The sequence below is a fragment of the Aeromonas sp. 75A genome (assembly GCF_051919425.1).
Taxonomy (GTDB): domain Bacteria; phylum Pseudomonadota; class Gammaproteobacteria; order Enterobacterales; family Aeromonadaceae; genus Aeromonas; species Aeromonas veronii.
Map to the genome: position 1 here is coordinate 2,745,656 of NZ_JBQBES010000002.1, position 16,295 is coordinate 2,761,950.

Here is a 16,295-nt window from a genome sequence, read left to right on the forward strand (position 1 = left end):
GTCAGCGACCAGCCCCCGGAGGCCGCTATTGCTGGCGGGAGTGAGAATGACTTTGACAAGCCAGTGCCCATTTAGCACAATCAAACGCCACTTTTTTTCCGCGGGACAATAATTTATGACAACTGAATCCCCCAGCTACTCCACGATTGAGCAAGCCTTCTCCCTCGGGAACGGGCAAGATTCTGCCCTCAACTGGTTGCGCAAGAACCGCAGTCAGGTCGCTATTTTTCTGGTGAGCGGCATCAAGCTGGAAGGCACCATCAGCGGGTTTGACCAGTACAGCGTGCTGCTGACCGATGCTCATGGTAACCAGCAGCTGGTCTACAAGGCCAAGATCTCCACCATCGCCATGCACACCGGCCGTCCGCAGGTGAATATCCAGCGTGCTCGCAAGCCGCGTGTCTCCATGGCGCCGCGCCCCCACGGTGCGCCGGGTCGTTATGACGACAATCAGGGCGGCGGCAACAACGAGTAATCGTCTGCCTCACACTCCCCGTTGACGCGCCCTGCGTCAGCGGCTGACGGAACCTGCTCTCATTTTTCATTCATGTCCCGTATGAGAGCCGGTTCCGGTTATCGCCCCTTGCAGGGCGATATTTTTTTCCGCACTACACGGTTATCCCGACCGGTTGACCCTCTTTGACCATGCAGGTCTGCATACCCGCTGCCTCTCCGGCCTGTACCCCGATACCGGTATCTTCAAACACCAGACAGCCTGATGGCTCGACCCCCAGCTTGCTGGCGACCAGCAGGAAAGTGTCCGGATTGGGCTTGTGCAGCTCCACATCGTCTGCGGTGACCACCACGGAGAAATAGCGATCCAGCCCGGTGTTGCGCAGCACAGCCTCGGCGTTGACGCGAGGCGAGCCGGTGCCGATCCCCATCGGGATGACGCCATGATAGCGCTCGACCAGCGCCTGCATGGCGGGAAAGACGGTCGCCTTGTGCAGGTTGGCAACATAGTGGGCGGTCTTGCAGCGGGTGACTTCGAGCGGATCGAGAGGGAGCTGCTGCTCCTGGGCCACCAGCAGGGCTATCTTGCGGCTCGGCATGCCACCCAGCTCATAGAACCAGTCGGCATTGAAGTGAAAGCCAAACTCGCGGGCGGTATGTTCCCAAGCGGCGAGGTGCAGCGGCATGGAGTCGACCAGGGTGCCATCAAGGTCAAAGACCAGGCCTTGGAATCCGGAAAGCGTCATGGTGCGGGTCAGTCTCTGAAAAAAGGGAACCCATTCTAGCCAGTGGCTCCCCGCCTCGCCATCACCTAGCTGGTGAGAAACGCTTGCCCCCACATTTGTGACTGAAAATAGACGGGGGTGAGCTGGGCCGGATCGAGTTGATATTTGGGGGCAAGCTGTTCCAGCAGAGCCCAGTTACCTTGTTCATAGGTGCTGACCAGCTGAAATAGATGAAAGAGTGGCCCTTCGTGCAGTTCGATGGCGCGCTGCACGCTCTTGGGCAGGTGGGCCATCAACGGCTCCGACAGCAGGGAGCCATCGAGCACCAGTCCCACCAGAAAGGCCCAGCTTGCCTCCGCTTTACCGAGGGCGGTGAGGGCAATCAACTCGCAGAAGCGGCCGCGGGCGATGGCCATGCGGGTGCAGGCCTCCGGCATGTGCTGACTTACCCGGGCCAGACCGTTGATCAGCACGAACTTGCGGATCTCCTGCTCCCCCAGATAGGAGAGGGCGCGGGGCACCGAGGTGATGGGAGCGGCATGATCGAAGCCGGGGGCGTTGACGTAGGTGAGCAGCAGGCCGGGCAGCCAGGCATCCTGCTCCAGCAGGCGGGCCACCTGGGTGAAGGAGAACTCCTCGTGGCAGATGAGCTGGAGGATCTGTTGTACCAGCGCCATATCGGGCTGGTTGGCCCGCTGATTGATCAGCTCGGGACGGGCGAGAAAGCCGCCGGCAAAGAAGTCGACCCCGGCCTCCCGCAGCGGGAGAAAATCCGCCCAGGTTTCGATGTTCAGCGCCATCCGCTTGTGCTCGGTGGGCTGGCAGATCCCCTCTTCTCCCATCCAGTACACCAGCAGGCGGCTGGCGCCGAGCCAGCGTGGGGCCCGGTTGGCGCCATGTACCGCCAGTCTGCGCCGACTGTCGCGCCACTGCTCCAGCACCGGGAACGAGTTGGGCTGGCGTTCACTGGAGGCTTCAACCAGCGGGATCGCGTCCTGATCCAGCAGCATGGGACGCTGTTCATCGAGCTGTTCGTGGGTGAAGGGCACCAGATATTGACGCCCCTGCGCCAGCAGGCGGCAATGTTGCGCCAGTGAAGGCCATTCGGCCGGTGAACTGAGCTGATAGTCGATGCCGTAGGCCACCAGAGCCAGGCGACGATTGAAGATAGGGTAGCGACGCAACAGCATGGGATCACCGATAGGCCAGAGTGCGCGCCCTCCCTTGTGACTTGGCGTGGTAGAGCGCCTGGTCAGCCTGTTCGGTCAGGGTCTGCCATGCTCCGTCCTGGGAGGGAACCAGATAGCTAAAGCCTATGCTAACCGTAATGAAATCAGCAACCCGCGAGGCGGGATGGGGCATTTTTAAGCGGGCAAGACCATCGTGGATCCGTCCGGCCAGCTGTTCGGCCTCACCGGGTTGGGGGGCGCAGAGCAGAATGACGAACTCCTCGCCGCCGTAACGGGCTACCAGATTGGTGCAGCGCCGTTCAGCATCCCGCAGCACATGGGCCACCTGTTGCAGGCAGAGATCCCCCTTGGCATGGCCGAAGTGGTCGTTGTAGGCCTTGAACTCGTCCACATCGATCATCAATACCGCCAGCAGGTTCTGGGTGCGTCGTGCCCACTCCCACTCCCGCTGCATGGTGATGTCCCACTGGCGCCGGTTGGCGATGCCGGTGAGGGGATCTTCCAGCGACAGCAGGGAGAGGCGGTGATTGGCCTCCTCCAGCGCACGGTTGGTCTCGGCCAGTTGCATGGTGCGCTCGGCGACCCGGGCCTCCAGCTGGCGGTTGAGGGTTTCCAGCTGCTCCTGAGTACGCTGGCGGATCAGCAGTTGTGACAGAATGGCGGCGTACTGTTTGAAGATCTCGCTCTGATAGGCCTTGAGCGGACGGTGCCAGAGCAGGTTGTCGGCGGCGATCCAGCCGATGGGAGTGGTGCCATCCCATAGCGATACCATGGCGTTCCAGCCACGGCCCACCTGCTGCTTCTCGTAGTAGAGGGGGGTATCTTCCATCACCAGCACGTAGTCCTTGCGCCTGAGCGCCTCTTGCACCGTGGGGTGATCCGGAATGGGGCTGATGAAGTTGTGTTCATCCATCAGCTCGCCCTCTTCGCTGGTGCCCCAGGTGCCGCGCATGGTCTTGCCATCGGGTTCGATCAGGAAGATGGCGACCCGATCGAACTGCAGCTCCTTGCGGGCCAGCAGCACGGCATCCCGCAGCAGATCGTTCTCGCTGCGACTGCGGGAGAGGGTAACGCTGACCATGTGCAGCGCCTGCAACATGGTGAGGAAGGAGCCCTGCAGTGCCTGACTCTGTACCAGATCGGTCTGGGTATGGAGCCGCTGGTCCCGCTCCTGATTGACCTGGCTGGAGAGCAGGTGATTGCTGAGCTCGGCCGTCAGATAGTGGATAAGGAGCTGGATGCCCTGACGCTGGTGGGAGGAGAGGCGGTCGATGCGGCGGCGGGTCTCCAGATAGATGACCCCTTCCAGTTTCATGTGACGCTTGAGAGGGAAACAGGCGCGTAACTGTGGCTGGGCTGGCTCCACATTTTCGCCGGGATCCGGCGGTGGCTGGAGCTGCTCGATCACCAGTTGTCCCTTCTCCATTGCCTTGTCGATCAGGTGGTGGGGCAGGGTCAGTTGACCGAGATGGGCGAGATCAAGCGTGGTCAGCCCCTGATCGAGCTGAAAGCTGTAGAGCTGCGGTTCGGGGGCTTTCAGCCAGAGGTAGAGGCGTTCGGCATCGGTCTTTTCACGGATGGTGGCGAGGCTCACTTCGCATAACTGAGCGAAGTTGGTGAAGTGTTCCGGGTCCCATTCCTGCATGCCAATATCCCTTGGATTGTACCCAAGCGAGTATAGACATATTTCTCCTTGATTAATATGTCAGAAAGGAGAGGCAGCGCACATAACGGTTGCTTTCAGCCTTGCTGGTGGAGACATTCACTGCGTTCTCTGCCAATCGTGGATAGAACTGTGTGCCATAACGGTATATATGGCAGCTTGTAGGGCGGGATGCCGGGCAAAAAAGAGCCCGCACGATGGCGGGCTCTCGGGCAGATCAGATGATTCTGCGTGGCTTATTCTGCCTTGGGGGCAGTCTCAGCGGGCGTTTCACTGCCATCGGCTGGCGCACTCTCGGCCGCCGGGGCTTCCGGTGCCGGGCCAGGCACCAGATCCACAGCCGGTTTGGCGATAAGGGAGCGGGTCTCTTCCACCGCTTCGGTCAGCTTCACCTCGATGATCTGGCCGAGCTCATAAACCACTTCGGTCTTGTCCAGATAGACGCGACCGTTGTCCCAGTTGCACTCCAGTCGATCCTTGTTGTCGAGAATATGGCGGGCAGGCAGGAAGACCACGGCGCCGTTCTCCTGCAGACGCAGCTTGAGACCGGCACGCATCACGTCGATGATCTCGGCGTTGAATACCTGATCGGTGCCAGCCGCGGCTTTCAGGTAGCGAACATAGAGCCAGTCGCCGATGTCACGCTCCACCATGCGGTGCAGGCGGCGGCAGGCGGTCAGATGCTCGGTGAGCTCCTGACTCGGGCGCTCACCTGGGGTCTTGCCGGCGATGACGGCTTTCAGCAGACGATGGTTGACCATGTCGCCGTATTTACGGATCGGGGAGGTCCAGGTGGCGTAAGCATCCAGACCCAGACCGTAATGGGCGCCCGGTTCGGAGGACATCAGCGCATAGCTCTGGAAGCGGCGGATCTTGCCATCCAGCCAGCGGGTGTCGAGGTTGTCGATCCAGCGACGCAGGGCGCAGAAGCCGGAGAGGCTGGCGATCTCGTCGCGCTCGAACGGGGCTTCGGCACTCTTCAGCAGGTCGATGGCGCCGTCGAGGGACTCTTCGTCAAAGCCGGTGTGAACGTTGAAGATGCCGTAACCGACGCTCTTGCCCAGCACGCGACCGGCGCAGATGTTGGCGGCGATCATCGACTCTTCCACCATGCGGTTGGCGATGCGGCGCGGCTCGACGTGGATGGCCAGCACTTCGCCATTCTCGCCCAGCTCGAAGTCGTAGTCGGGACGATCCGGGAACACCAGGGCATGCTCGGTGCGCCACGCGATGCGCGCTTCGGTCATTGCCTTCATCAGCGGCAACTGGGCCAGCACGCCGGCGTCGATGGCCAGCTCTTTGCCGTGTTCGGCCCAGTCGGAGACGTCGTCATAGTTGAGGCGGGCGTGGGAGCAGATGCGGGCGGCGAAGAACTCGGTCTCCTCCAGCAGCAGACCATCTTCGGCGATGAGCAGACGGGCGCACAGGGTGTTGCGCTCCTCACCCTCTTTCAGGGAGCAGAGCTCGTCGGAGAGGGTGCGCGGGATCATCGGCACGTTGCGGCCCGGCATGTAGACGGTAAAGGCGCGCTGGGCGGCCTCTTTGTCCAGCTCGCTCCCTTCGGCCACATAGGCGGTCGGGTCGGCGATGGCGACCAGCAGTTCCCAGCCGTTGTCCAGCTTGGTGATGGCCAGCGCATCGTCCATATCCTTGGTCTTGGCACCGTCGATGGTGAAGAAGGGCACCTTGGTCAGGTCACGACGGGGCAGCTCCTCCTCTTCGATGACCTTCCACTCCGGCAAATCAGCCGGCTCGACCTGGGCCAGATTGTGGCGCGCCAGCACCACCCACCAGGGCACATTGTGATCTTCCTGGGCGGCGATCTTCTGGATGATCTCGGCAGAAAAGTTGCCGTCGACCAGCGCATGGCGCTTGAGAGTAGCCACCACCCAGTCACCTTCCTTGAACTCTTTCTCATCCAGACCCTTCTTGACGCGGGCCTTGATGGCATCCTTGATCAGCGGATGGTCGGCAACCACGTTGAGGCGGTCACGGAACATCTTGACCCGGGCCACGAAGCGGGTGACGGACTGCTCCAGCAGGGTATCCGGCTCGGCCACTTCCTTCTCTTTTTCGGTGCGGATCAGGGCGGTCACCCGGTCACCGTGCATCACCTTCTTCATGTAGGGAGGCGGCACGAAATAGCTGGTCTTCTCATCGACTTCCAGAAAGCCGAAGCCCCGGTCCGAGGCGCGGATAACACCCTCTTTCTTCGGGATGTTTTCGCGGATTTGTTGCTTGAGCTGGGCCAGCAGCGGATTGTCTTGGAACATAAGTGAGGAACCTGAAGTGAAAACCTGGGTGGAGACCTGATGAAGGATCGCCCAGCACTATACGTTTTTAGCCCTGCAAAGCCAAGGTGAATGGCCTGCTCAGCGTGGTTTCAACTGCGATCTGGCATGGTCGATAAGGCGTTGGGATAGCTGCTTGTGAACCCCTTTTTCCAGTACCCAGCGGTGCCAGTAGAGGCGTTCCGTCAGGACGTGGTCGGGACTGAGGTTGAGCAGTGACCCGCCTGCCAGCTGGCCTCTTATCTGCAATTCGGGGATGAGACAATAGGCCAACCCCTGTTCGGCCATGGCGACGAAGGCCTCTGACGAGTGGACCGTATGGCAGGGATAACCGCCGGGCTCCAGCCCGAAGTGTTCCCTCATAAAGCTCACATGCATGTCATCGCGCTGATCGAACGCCACCGCCGGTGCCTTGGCCAGCGCATCGCGGGTCAGGCCGCGAGGGAAGTGGCGGGCAACGAAGGCGGGGCTGGCGGTGAGCAGGTAGTTCATCTCACCTAGCTCGTCGACGCAGCAACCCGCCAGCGGCTGGGGATGCAGGCTGACCGCGCCAAAGGCCTGACCCTCGCGGACCTTGTCGAGGGTGCGGCTCTCGTCATCGACCAGCAGGTTGAGTTCGATGGGGTGCTGTTTCAACAAGGGGGCAATGGCGGGCAAAAACCAGGTGGCCAGGCTGTCGGCGTTCACTGCGATGCTGATCCGGATTGGCCCTTGCGGTTGGTCGGGGGTCAGCTCCCCCGCCAGTTCGAGCTCGAGCTGATGTACTTGCTGATAGTGTGCCAGCAGCTTCTGGCCGAGTGACGTGGCCTGCAGCGGCTGGCTGCGAATGAGCAGCGGCTCGGCAAACTGTTGCTCCAACTGCTTGATCCGCTGGGAGATGGCCGACTGGGTGATATGGAGCGACCTGGCTGCCCGATCGAAGTTCTGTTCCTGCAGTACCGCATCCAGCGCCCGCAGCAGTTTGTAGTCCAGCTCTTTCATCTTCTCCCCCTTCCGTTGCCCAAGGGCTGACTCTACGTCACTCGGCAGGGGACAACAATGGGCGGCGGAAGGGGCGCTGCGCTGTGATTTTTGACAGTAGTGGTCAGGCCATTGAGGGAGGATACTCTCTGGTGCCGCATGGGGTAGCCCTGCGCAGATCGTAGCGACATCTTTATCCCGGGTCTGTTTTCCCGGGATTTTTTATGAGTGAACTGCCAGCACCGGTGACGGTTGCTGCAGTGGATAATGGCTGGTTTGATAATGGCCCAGCAGAGGTTGGGAGACCGCCTGCGCGAAGCGCTCATCCAGATGGAAGCGGATGCCAACGCCCCTTACCGCACCCAGATCGACCGCCTGCCGATGACCGAGCCGCTCGATGGGCAGGCCAAGTCGGCGGAAGATGCGCTCCACCGGCAGGCTGACGACGGCGACCAGCTCCCGGATCCCGTGGGCATTGGCGAAGGCATAGACCTCGCGGAAGATGACGCAAGTGAGTTCGCTGACGCCATTGCTCATGCGCGGTGCGCGCTGGGCATCGATAGCCAGACGGGTGAGTTCCCAGACATCGGGGGTGCGTGGCGCGCTTTCACCGGCAAGGGCGGTGGGGAAGATGGTGGGCAGCATATAGGCATCGGCACAGTTGAGCAGACGAATACAGCCACACAGCCCTTGTTCGTCCTCGATCAGAACCCAATGGGTGTCTGGCGTGTCGAAGCTGTCACGCTCCAGGCCCCGATGAGACTCGACATCCCAGCCTAGCCGGTCGGAAAAGACGCGATTTCGAAAGCGATAGAGTTCATTCTCCACCTCATTTCGTGGATGTTCTCTCAATTTTCCTTTAAAAACCAACATTATGGACCCTCTATCTTGCTATTCGCCGTTATAATCACATGTCTGGCCAAGGGGGCTTTCATATGAACAGAGACCAACTGCTTGAGTACCTCGAACATTTCACTTCGGTGACGGACGGCAATCGTCTGGCCGAACTGATCGGTCGCTTTACGCTCGGGATGGGCTATGACTACTATCGCTTCGCCCTGATCCTGCCGATGTCGATGCAAAGGCCCAAGGTGGTGCTGTTCAACCAGTGCCCCGATTCCTGGGTGCAGGCCTATACCGAAAACAACATGCTGGCGTGCGATCCGGTGATCCGGCTGGCACGCAAGCAGACGCTGCCCATTTACTGGAACCGCCTTGATGAGCGGGCCAGTTTTCTGCAGGAGGGAACCATGGACGTGATGGGGTTGGCAGCCGAGTTCGGGTTGCGTAACGGCATCTCCTTCCCTCTGCACGGTGCTGCCGGGGAGAACGGTATTCTCTCCTTCATCACCTCCGAGCGGGCCTCGAGCGACCTGCTGCTGGAGTCCTCGCCGATCCTCTCCTGGATGTCCAATTACATCTTCGAGGCGGCCATTCGGGTGGTGCGTTTCAGCATGATGGACAGTGCGGGTAAAGACCCCTTGACCGAGCGCGAGACCGAGTGCCTGTTCTGGGCCAGCGAAGGGAAGACCTCTAGCGAGATCGCCTGCATCCTCGGGATCACGGAGCGCACGGTCAATTACCATCTCAATCAGGTCACCCGCAAAACCGGCTCAATGAACCGCTATCAGGCCATTGCCAAAGGGGTTAGTACGGGGCTGTTGCTGCCCAATCTGGAGCAAGTTGTGGTGACCAACTTCCCCAGATTGCTGCAGTAGGCTGAGCCCACAGGCGCAACAGATTCTCCTGCCGCACTCTGAGGGTCACAATTGTCAGATCCGGTAATTGACAAGGGCTGGAACAGCGGCTGGGTATGCCGGTTTTTATTAGCAAAATGAATCAATCAGTAAATCAATGAATTTCTAAGAGGGAACTACCATCGCTATAGTGCCGCTCATTCATCATTTCGAACGGTACTCTCCATGATGCTCGCAACGACACTGCAAGGCTTCACCATCGGTCTGGCCATGATCATCCCCATCGGCGCCCAGAATGCCTTTGTGCTGAGTCGGGGCATCCATCGCAATCACCATCTGCTGACGGCCACGCTCTGCAGCCTCTGCGATCTCACCCTGATTGCTATCGGCGTATTTGGCGGAGCCAATGTGCTGGCCACCAGCCCCCTCGGCATGGCACTGCTCACCTGGGGAGGCGTGCTGTTTCTCGGCTGGTTTGGTGGCCGTTCCCTGCTCAGTGCCTGGCGTGGCAAAGGGGAGGGGCTTGCCGAGTCTGCTCAGCAGATGGGGGCCAAAAGCGTGCTGGCGATGACGCTGGGAGTTACGCTGCTCAATCCTCACGTCTATCTCGATACCCTGATGCTGCTTGGCTCCCTTGGCAGTCAGGTGAGCGAGTCCTTGCGTCCGGCCTTTGCTGCGGGGGCCATGCTGGCCTCGTTGGTGTGGTTCTACTCGCTGGCGCTGGGTGCTGCGGCACTGGCGCCCTGGCTGGCCCGCAGCCGGGTGCAGCAGGGGATCGACCTGCTGGTTGGCATCATCATGCTGAGCCTGGCTATTCAACTGGCCATAGGACGTTTAGGAAGTTAAGGCGGCAGGAATGAGCGACCGGTAACAAAAAGATGCCACTCACATGAGTGGCATCTTTGCTATTGAAAGGGGTCAGACCCTGAACTGGGAGAGCAGGCGCTGTTGCAGCAGGCTGGCCTGATGGAGCGAGGAGGCGAGTTGCAGACACTCCTGCGCCTCCTGTTCGCCGGTTCTGGCTTGCAGACTGATGCCGGAGACCTTGTCAGAGGAGTGGCTCAGGGTGTGTGACAGTTGCCCTGTGGCTACGGCCACCTGCTGCACCATGTCGGCCAGCTGGTCGATGGCGCCTTCCACCTTGAACAGGATCTGCTTGGTGTTCTCGGAGTCCTGCATGCCGGACTCTACCGTCTTGAGGTTGCGCTGCATCATCAGATAGGCGGTTTCGGTCTGCTGCTGGATGCTGCTGATCACCTGGCTAATTTCAGCGCTCGATGTTGCGGTGCGATTGGCCAGGGTGCGCACCTCGTCCGCGACCACCGCAAAGCCACGCCCCATCTCCCCCGCGCGGGCCGCTTCTATGGCCGCATTGAGGGCCAGAAGGTTGGTCTGTTCCGAGATGCCGCTGATGGTGGAGATGATCTGGCCAATTTGACCAGCCTGCTCCTTGAGGGAGTTGATGGCGATGGCACACTCGCTCACCTCCTGTACCACCCGTTGCATGCCCGCGCTGGCGGAGGCGACATACTGGCTGCTCTCGGTGGTCAGCTGGCGCACCTCATTGGCATTGTGGGCCGCCATGCTGCAGTTGTCCGAGATACCGGTGGCGACTTGCACCATCTGTTCACTGTCGTGGTGCAGGGCCAGCGCATGTTCGGCGGTCTGGCGGCTGCTCTGGCTGATTGCCTCCACCCGGTTGACCGAGGTGTGAACGTGTTCGCTGATGTGTTGGTTGTTGTCCATGGTGGAGCTGATCATCTTCTGCAATTTCTCGATGAAACGATCCACGCTGTTGGCCAGCGAGCCTATCTCGTCATCCCGTTGCAGGTTGATGCGGGCGTTGAGGTCCCCCTCGCCGGCGGCGATATCCTGCATTCGTTTGTCCACTTGCAGCAGTGGGGTTACCAGTTTGCGGGTCAGCCAGAAGCCGCAGAGGGTGACCATGATCAGGCTCAGCAACAGGCCACCCAGCAGCAGGGTTCGGATCTGGCTGATGATGCCGTTGAGCTGGGCCACCTGATCCTCGACAGTGGCATCGCCGCTCTCCTCGATGGCAACCAGCTGTTGTCGCAGCTCATCGGCACTGACCTCATAGGCGGACTGCTGGGCCTGATAGCTGCCGAGCGCATCGACCCACTGTCCCATCAGTTGCTGATGCCGGGCCAACAGGGCGCGATACTCTGCCGACAGTGTCTTGCCGGCAAATTCCCCGGTTCCCTCGATATCGAACAGCCCGGTGCCGAGCATGCTGTCGATCGCTTCGTGGTAGAAATCGGTCGCCTCTTTTAACTCGACCTTGATCGCCTCTGTGACTCCTTGTCTGCGCATCTTCTCCAGCGCATAGAGTTGGCGCAAAAAGCCGATGTTGGATTCCATCCCCCCATCGGCCGCTTCCCAGCGAGTGGAGAGGCCGCTGTTCCAGCTGATGGTCTGGTCGGGGGATTGGGTCAGCGCCTCGACCGCGCCGTCGCCGATCACCTCCAGCTGGGTCGAGAGGCGGGCCATCAGATCGGCGTTATGATGCAGTGCCTGATCTACCTCTGTATACGCGTGATAGAGCTCCAGCAGCTTCTCTTGTTGCTGTTGATAGTCCTGCTTGTGCTGTTCCATGGTGGCAAGGGCTGCACCATCAATGAGCTGCCCCTGGCTGACCCGGGCCAGCGCATCATCGGTCGCCGCCTTGGCAGCATCGAGTTCGGCGCGATTGAGCGGGGTGCCGTTTTGCATCTTCTGAATCTGTAGCTGTTGGTTGCCCAGCTCTATGGAGCCCTCCATGGCTCCGTCGGCGGTCTGCCAGGCGGCGCCCAGTACGTAGGAGAGCAGATTGGCTAGCCGCTGGCTGCCATACCAGCCAACGACCCCCATGCCCAGCGTACAGCCGAGCAATATGGCAAGACCCAGATTGGAGGTGGTAACAATTTTCATGTGATGGCCTTCCTTGGTATCGACATTGGCACCAGTTTCGGTTCCGAACGGGTTTAGTGTAGTGGTTTATCCCCCGCTCGGGGACCGGTGCGGCGCTGAAACATCCCGTGCACTGGTTGCACCCGATCAAGCATGGTGGAAAATTGGATAAAAAGCCTCTCTGACTACGCGGGTGTTGCTGCCCTATGCTGGATACTTATCCAGTTATTCTTTATGCTATGAGCCAATTTACGAATAGTTGTATTGGTGAGGAGAGAGCCGTGATTGGTCGCTTGAGAGGCATTGTCATTGAAAAGCAGCCCCCCGAGGTTTTGCTGGAAGTGGGTGGCGTTGGCTACGAGGTGCAGATGCCAATGAGCTGTTTCTATGATTTGCCGGAAATCGGCAAGGAGGCGACCATCCACACCCATTTTGTGGTGCGTGAGGATGCCCAGCTGCTCTATGGTTTCAACCACAAGCAGGAGCGGGCCCTGTTTCGCGAGCTGATCAAGACCAACGGGGTCGGCCCCAAGCTGGCGCTGGCGATTCTCTCCGGTATGACGGCCAGTCAGTTTGTCATCTGTGTCGAGCGTGAAGAGATAAGCTCACTGGTCAAGCTGCCAGGGGTAGGCAAGAAGACGGCTGAACGGCTGGTGGTGGAGATGAAGGATCGCCTCAAGGGGGGGGTCAGCCATGATCTCTTCTCCCCGGCAGCGGTCACCTTGCCATCTCGCGAGCCGGAACTGCGAGCACCTGATGCCGCGGAAGAGGCGGCCAGCGCCCTGGTGGCGCTCGGTTACAAGCCGCAACAGGCGAGCCAGATAGTCAGCAAGATCGCCAAAGATGGCATGTCGGTGGAAGACATCATCCGCGAATCCCTGCGTAGTCTGGTGTGAGGTAGCAGATGATTGAAGCAGATCGTCTCATTTCGTCCAGTGCCGCCCGCGAGGACGACATTATCGACCGTGCCATCCGCCCCAAAAAACTGGCGGACTATACCGGTCAGGATGCTGTTTGCGAGCAGATGGAGATCTTTATCGAGGCGGCGCGGCAGCGGGGGGAGGCTCTCGATCACCTGCTGATCTTCGGCCCGCCGGGTCTGGGCAAGACCACCCTCGCCAACATCGTTGCCAACGAGATGGGGGTCAACATCAAGACCACCTCTGGCCCCGTATTGGAGAAAGCGGGTGATCTGGCTGCATTGCTCACCAACCTCGAACCGCACGACGTTCTCTTCATCGACGAGATCCACCGCCTCAGCCCGGTGGTGGAAGAGGTGCTCTATCCGGCGATGGAGGATTACCAGCTCGATATCATGATCGGGGGGGCCGGCGGCCCGCTCCATCAAGCTCGATCTGCCCCCCTTTACCTTGATCGGTGCTACCACCCGGGCCGGCTCTCTCACCAGCCCGCTGCGGGATCGCTTCGGCATCGTGCAACGCCTCGAGTTCTACAACGTCAAGGATCTCACCGATATCGTCTCCCGCAGTGCTCGCTGTCTGGGGCTAGACATGACGGAAGATGGTGCCATTGAGGTCGCCCGTCGCTCTCGCGGCACGCCGCGGATTGCTAACCGTTTGTTAAGGCGGGTGCGCGACTTTGCCCAAGTGAAATCCGATGGCCGGATCGACGGCCCCATTGCTGCCCGCGCCATGGACATGCTGGATGTCGATAATGAAGGCTTCGACTTCATGGACCGCAAGTTATTGTTGGCTGTGATAGACAAGTTTATGGGGGGCCCGGTGGGTCTCGATAATCTGGCCGCCGCGATCGGGGAAGAGAAAGATACTATCGAAGATGTGTTGGAGCCTTATCTGATCCAGCAAGGGTATCTGCAACGTACACCCAGAGGACGGATTGCGACCACACGAGCCTACGCTCATTTCGGTCTTCAGCGACCAGATGAGAAGTAAAAACAGTCGTTTGAACATGAAACCGCCGTCAAAGGCGGTTTTTTATTATCCGGGCAAAAAAAAGCCCACGGCGGATGCGGTGGGCAAAGACAATTCAGGATGGATGTTCACAGACAGTGAGTGCGTCTGGACACAGACCGGAAAATAAACAGGTGAGCCGTCGCGAGCTCTCAGAGTCGGTTCAGTTGATAGAGCTGAACAAAGGAAAGCTTGTAGTAACGGATGGTTTTAGCAACAAACTTTTTCATCTTCGATTCCAATAGACAGGTTCAAATTGATCGTCGAATACGTACCGTGAACCCGGATTAACCGGCCTGTATCCAAGGGTATGCCCTCACTGCGAGGCGCATTGTAGGAGTTCGAATCGACCCCGGCAAACAAGAAAAATTGCACTCTTCAAATTAGTTTATCTAATGTCTTTATTGATGAAATTGGTTCGCATGAGTATGCATTCTTTGCAATTTTAAATTGAGTTTTCGAATCAGATTGCCTGACTCGGATAACATGGAAAAAGGCGCGTCATTCACGCTTTTCAAATTAAACCGAGTGGCGGGATGTTAAATTCTTAAATTGATTTAAATCAATGTTTTACGCTTTATCGTGTTTTGTGATCTGGCTCGCGTCAATAATCGTGAAATAGATTAAAAATGCCTTTCAAAGCCATGTATGGCGGGTCCTTTTACATTGATTTCAATCAAATAAAGGTGATATAAAAACCCGGTCATCATGGGCGAGAATAAATTTAGGCTGATTGTTTTGGAATTGTTAAACATTAGCTTTATTTGTGTTCTCGTATTGCCTTGTTGTTAATGCCAGTGGTTACTGAACGCGTTTTGTTGTGACACGTCCCAATAAGGCTCATTCGATAACCTCCAACGGAAGCTTTGTGCTTAAAACTTAAAATAGCCGTGCCAATAATCGGTGAGGAAACATCATGATTGCTGAGCATGTGGTAGACCTATCGCGGTTCCAGTTCGCTGCGACGGCCCTTTATCACTTTTTGTTTGTACCCCTGACGCTGGGAATGGCCTTTCTCCTGGCGATCATGGAATCCGTCTATGTGATGACCAACAACACCATCTACCGGGACATGACCAAATTCTGGGGTAAGTTGTTTGGTATCAACTTTGCCTTGGGGGTCACCACAGGTCTGGCCATGGAGTTCCAGTTCGGGACGAACTGGGCGTACTACTCCCATTATGTCGGCGATATCTTCGGGGCCCCGCTGGCTATCGAAGGGCTGATGGCCTTCTTCCTGGAGTCCACCTTCGTCGGTATGTTCTTCTTTGGTTGGGATCGTCTGAGCAAGCATCAGCATCTGGCTGCCACCTGGTTGATGGCGCTGGGTACCAACCTTTCAGCCCTCTGGATCCTGGTCGCCAACGGCTGGATGCAGAACCCGGTCGGTGCCGAGTTCAACTTCGAATCCATGCGGATGGAGATGATGAGCTTCGCTGACGTGGTGCTCAACCCGGTTGCTCAGGTCAAGTTCGTCCACACTGTGGCGGCTGGTTATACCTGTGGCGCCATGTTTGTGCTGGGTATCTCCTCCTACTACCTGCTGAAGAATCGTGATGTGGCGTTCGCCCGTCGCTCCTTCGCCATTGCCGCCGCGTTCGGTATGGCTTCCATCGTGTCCGTGCTGATCCTCGGTGACGAATCTGGTTACGAGACCGGTGAAGTGCAGAAGGTGAAACTGGCCGCTATCGAAGCTGAGTGGGAAACTGAACCTGCTCCGGCCGCCTTTACCCTGTTCGGTATTCCGAATCAGGAAGAGATGCGCACCGACTACGCCATCAAGATCCCCTATGCGCTGGGCATTATCGCGACCCGTTCTCTGGATGGTCAGGTAACCGGTCTGAAGGATCTGAAGAGCGAGCACGAACTGCGCGTTCGTAACGGTATGACCGCTTACGACTTGCTGACCAAGCTGCAATCCGGTGACAAGTCTGACGAGACCCGCGCTCGCTTCGACGAAGTGAAGCAGGATCTGGGCTACGGTCTGCTGCTCAAGCGCTACACCAGCAACGTGACCGATGCTACCGACGAGCAGATCAAGGCCGCCGTGGATGACTCCATCCCGCAGGTTCTGCCGCTGTTCTTCGCCTTCCGCATCATGGTTGCCGTTGGCATGCTGATGCTGGTGCTGATTGGTATGGCCTTCTATGACAGTGCCCGTCACCAGATCGGCAAGCGCAAGTGGCTGCTCAAGGGTCTGTTGTGGGGTATCCCGCTGCCGTGGATCGCTATCGAAGCTGGCTGGTTTGTTGCTGAATATGGTCGCCAACCGTGGACCATTGCAGAGGTGTTGCCGACTTCCCTCTCTGCATCCAATTTGCCTGCAGCCGAGATCTGGTTCTCTCTGATCGGTATCTGCCTGTTCTATACCGTACTTCTGGTTATCGAGATGTACCTGATGTTCAAGTATGCCCGTCTTGGCCCCAGCAGCCTGAAGACTGGCAAGTATCACTTTGAACAGATCAAGGCATAAGGAGA

Annotated in this window: 12 protein-coding genes and 1 pseudogene; 6 read left to right on the forward strand and 7 right to left on the reverse strand. The window is 58.6% G+C overall.

All coding sequences use genetic code 11. The features are described 5' to 3' along the window. Positions 1-115: 115 nt before the first annotated feature. Positions 116-475, forward strand: coding sequence for an RNA chaperone Hfq (gene hfq, locus ACTG2T_RS12890; protein ID WP_005335772.1), 360 nt, complete (start codon positions 116-118; stop codon positions 473-475). A gap of 133 nt (positions 476-608) precedes the next feature. On the opposite strand, the gene ACTG2T_RS12895 is transcribed toward hfq, so the two are convergent. The 6 genes from ACTG2T_RS12895 to ACTG2T_RS12920 form a co-directional block, all read right to left on the reverse strand. Beyond that, the gene (locus ACTG2T_RS12895; protein ID WP_323928197.1) at positions 609-1,199 is read right to left on the reverse strand and encodes an HAD family hydrolase; all 591 of its coding nucleotides are present in this window, start codon (positions 1,197-1,199) and stop codon (positions 609-611) included. A gap of 65 nt (positions 1,200-1,264) precedes the next feature. After that, positions 1,265-2,368, reverse strand: a complete 1,104-nt coding sequence (locus ACTG2T_RS12900; RefSeq protein ID WP_330125478.1) for an EAL and HDOD domain-containing protein — start codon at positions 2,366-2,368, stop codon at positions 1,265-1,267. A 4-nt stretch (positions 2,369-2,372) separates the two neighbouring features. After that, positions 2,373-4,013 (reverse strand): sensor domain-containing diguanylate cyclase, encoded by a 1,641-nt coding sequence (locus ACTG2T_RS12905; RefSeq protein WP_108612054.1) that lies wholly within the window; start codon positions 4,011-4,013, stop codon positions 2,373-2,375. Between the two features lie 254 nt (positions 4,014-4,267). Continuing rightward, a complete protein-coding gene (locus tag ACTG2T_RS12910) occupies positions 4,268-6,304 on the reverse strand; it encodes an exoribonuclease II (protein ID WP_330125479.1) in 2,037 nt (678 codons plus the stop codon). Positions 6,305-6,403: 99 nt separating this feature from the next. Next, on the reverse strand, positions 6,404-7,303 hold the full coding sequence (locus tag ACTG2T_RS12915) for a LysR family transcriptional regulator ArgP (protein WP_330125480.1): 900 nt from the start codon (positions 7,301-7,303) through the stop codon (positions 6,404-6,406). A 201-nt stretch (positions 7,304-7,504) separates the two neighbouring features. Then, positions 7,505-8,155, reverse strand: coding sequence for an acyl-homoserine-lactone synthase (locus ACTG2T_RS12920; protein ID WP_123172351.1), 651 nt, complete (start codon positions 8,153-8,155; stop codon positions 7,505-7,507). Positions 8,156-8,217: 62 nt separating this feature from the next. On the opposite strand from ACTG2T_RS12920, the gene ACTG2T_RS12925 reads away from it, so the two are divergent. Together ACTG2T_RS12925 and lysE are read left to right on the forward strand one after the other, a co-directional pair. Next, on the forward strand, positions 8,218-9,000 hold the full coding sequence (locus tag ACTG2T_RS12925; RefSeq protein ID WP_005335753.1) for a LuxR family transcriptional regulator: 783 nt from the start codon (positions 8,218-8,220) through the stop codon (positions 8,998-9,000). 207 nt (positions 9,001-9,207) lie between these two features. After that, positions 9,208-9,825: an L-lysine exporter gene (gene lysE / locus ACTG2T_RS12930; protein WP_330125485.1), complete on the forward strand. Its 618-nt coding sequence runs from the start codon at positions 9,208-9,210 to the stop codon at positions 9,823-9,825. Between the two features lie 72 nt (positions 9,826-9,897). Here the strand turns inward: lysE and ACTG2T_RS12935 are convergent, their stop codons facing one another. After that, positions 9,898-11,907: a methyl-accepting chemotaxis protein gene (locus ACTG2T_RS12935; RefSeq protein ID WP_330125481.1), complete on the reverse strand. Its 2,010-nt coding sequence runs from the start codon at positions 11,905-11,907 to the stop codon at positions 9,898-9,900. A 260-nt stretch (positions 11,908-12,167) separates the two neighbouring features. On the opposite strand from ACTG2T_RS12935, the gene ruvA reads away from it, so the two are divergent. The 3 genes and pseudogenes from ruvA (at position 12,168) to ACTG2T_RS12950 (ending at position 16,290) form a co-directional block, all read left to right on the forward strand. Next, positions 12,168-12,782, forward strand: a complete 615-nt coding sequence (gene ruvA, locus ACTG2T_RS12940; RefSeq protein WP_330125482.1) for a Holliday junction branch migration protein RuvA — start codon at positions 12,168-12,170, stop codon at positions 12,780-12,782. An 8-nt stretch (positions 12,783-12,790) separates the two neighbouring features. Next, positions 12,791-13,799, forward strand: a pseudogene (ruvB, locus tag ACTG2T_RS12945) (Holliday junction branch migration DNA helicase RuvB). Between the two features lie 934 nt (positions 13,800-14,733). Further along, positions 14,734-16,290 carry a cytochrome ubiquinol oxidase subunit I gene (locus ACTG2T_RS12950; protein WP_005335743.1) on the forward strand — a complete coding sequence of 519 codons (1,557 nt, stop codon included), beginning with the start codon at positions 14,734-14,736 and terminating at the stop codon, positions 16,288-16,290. The last annotated feature ends 5 nt before the right edge of the window (positions 16,291-16,295 follow it).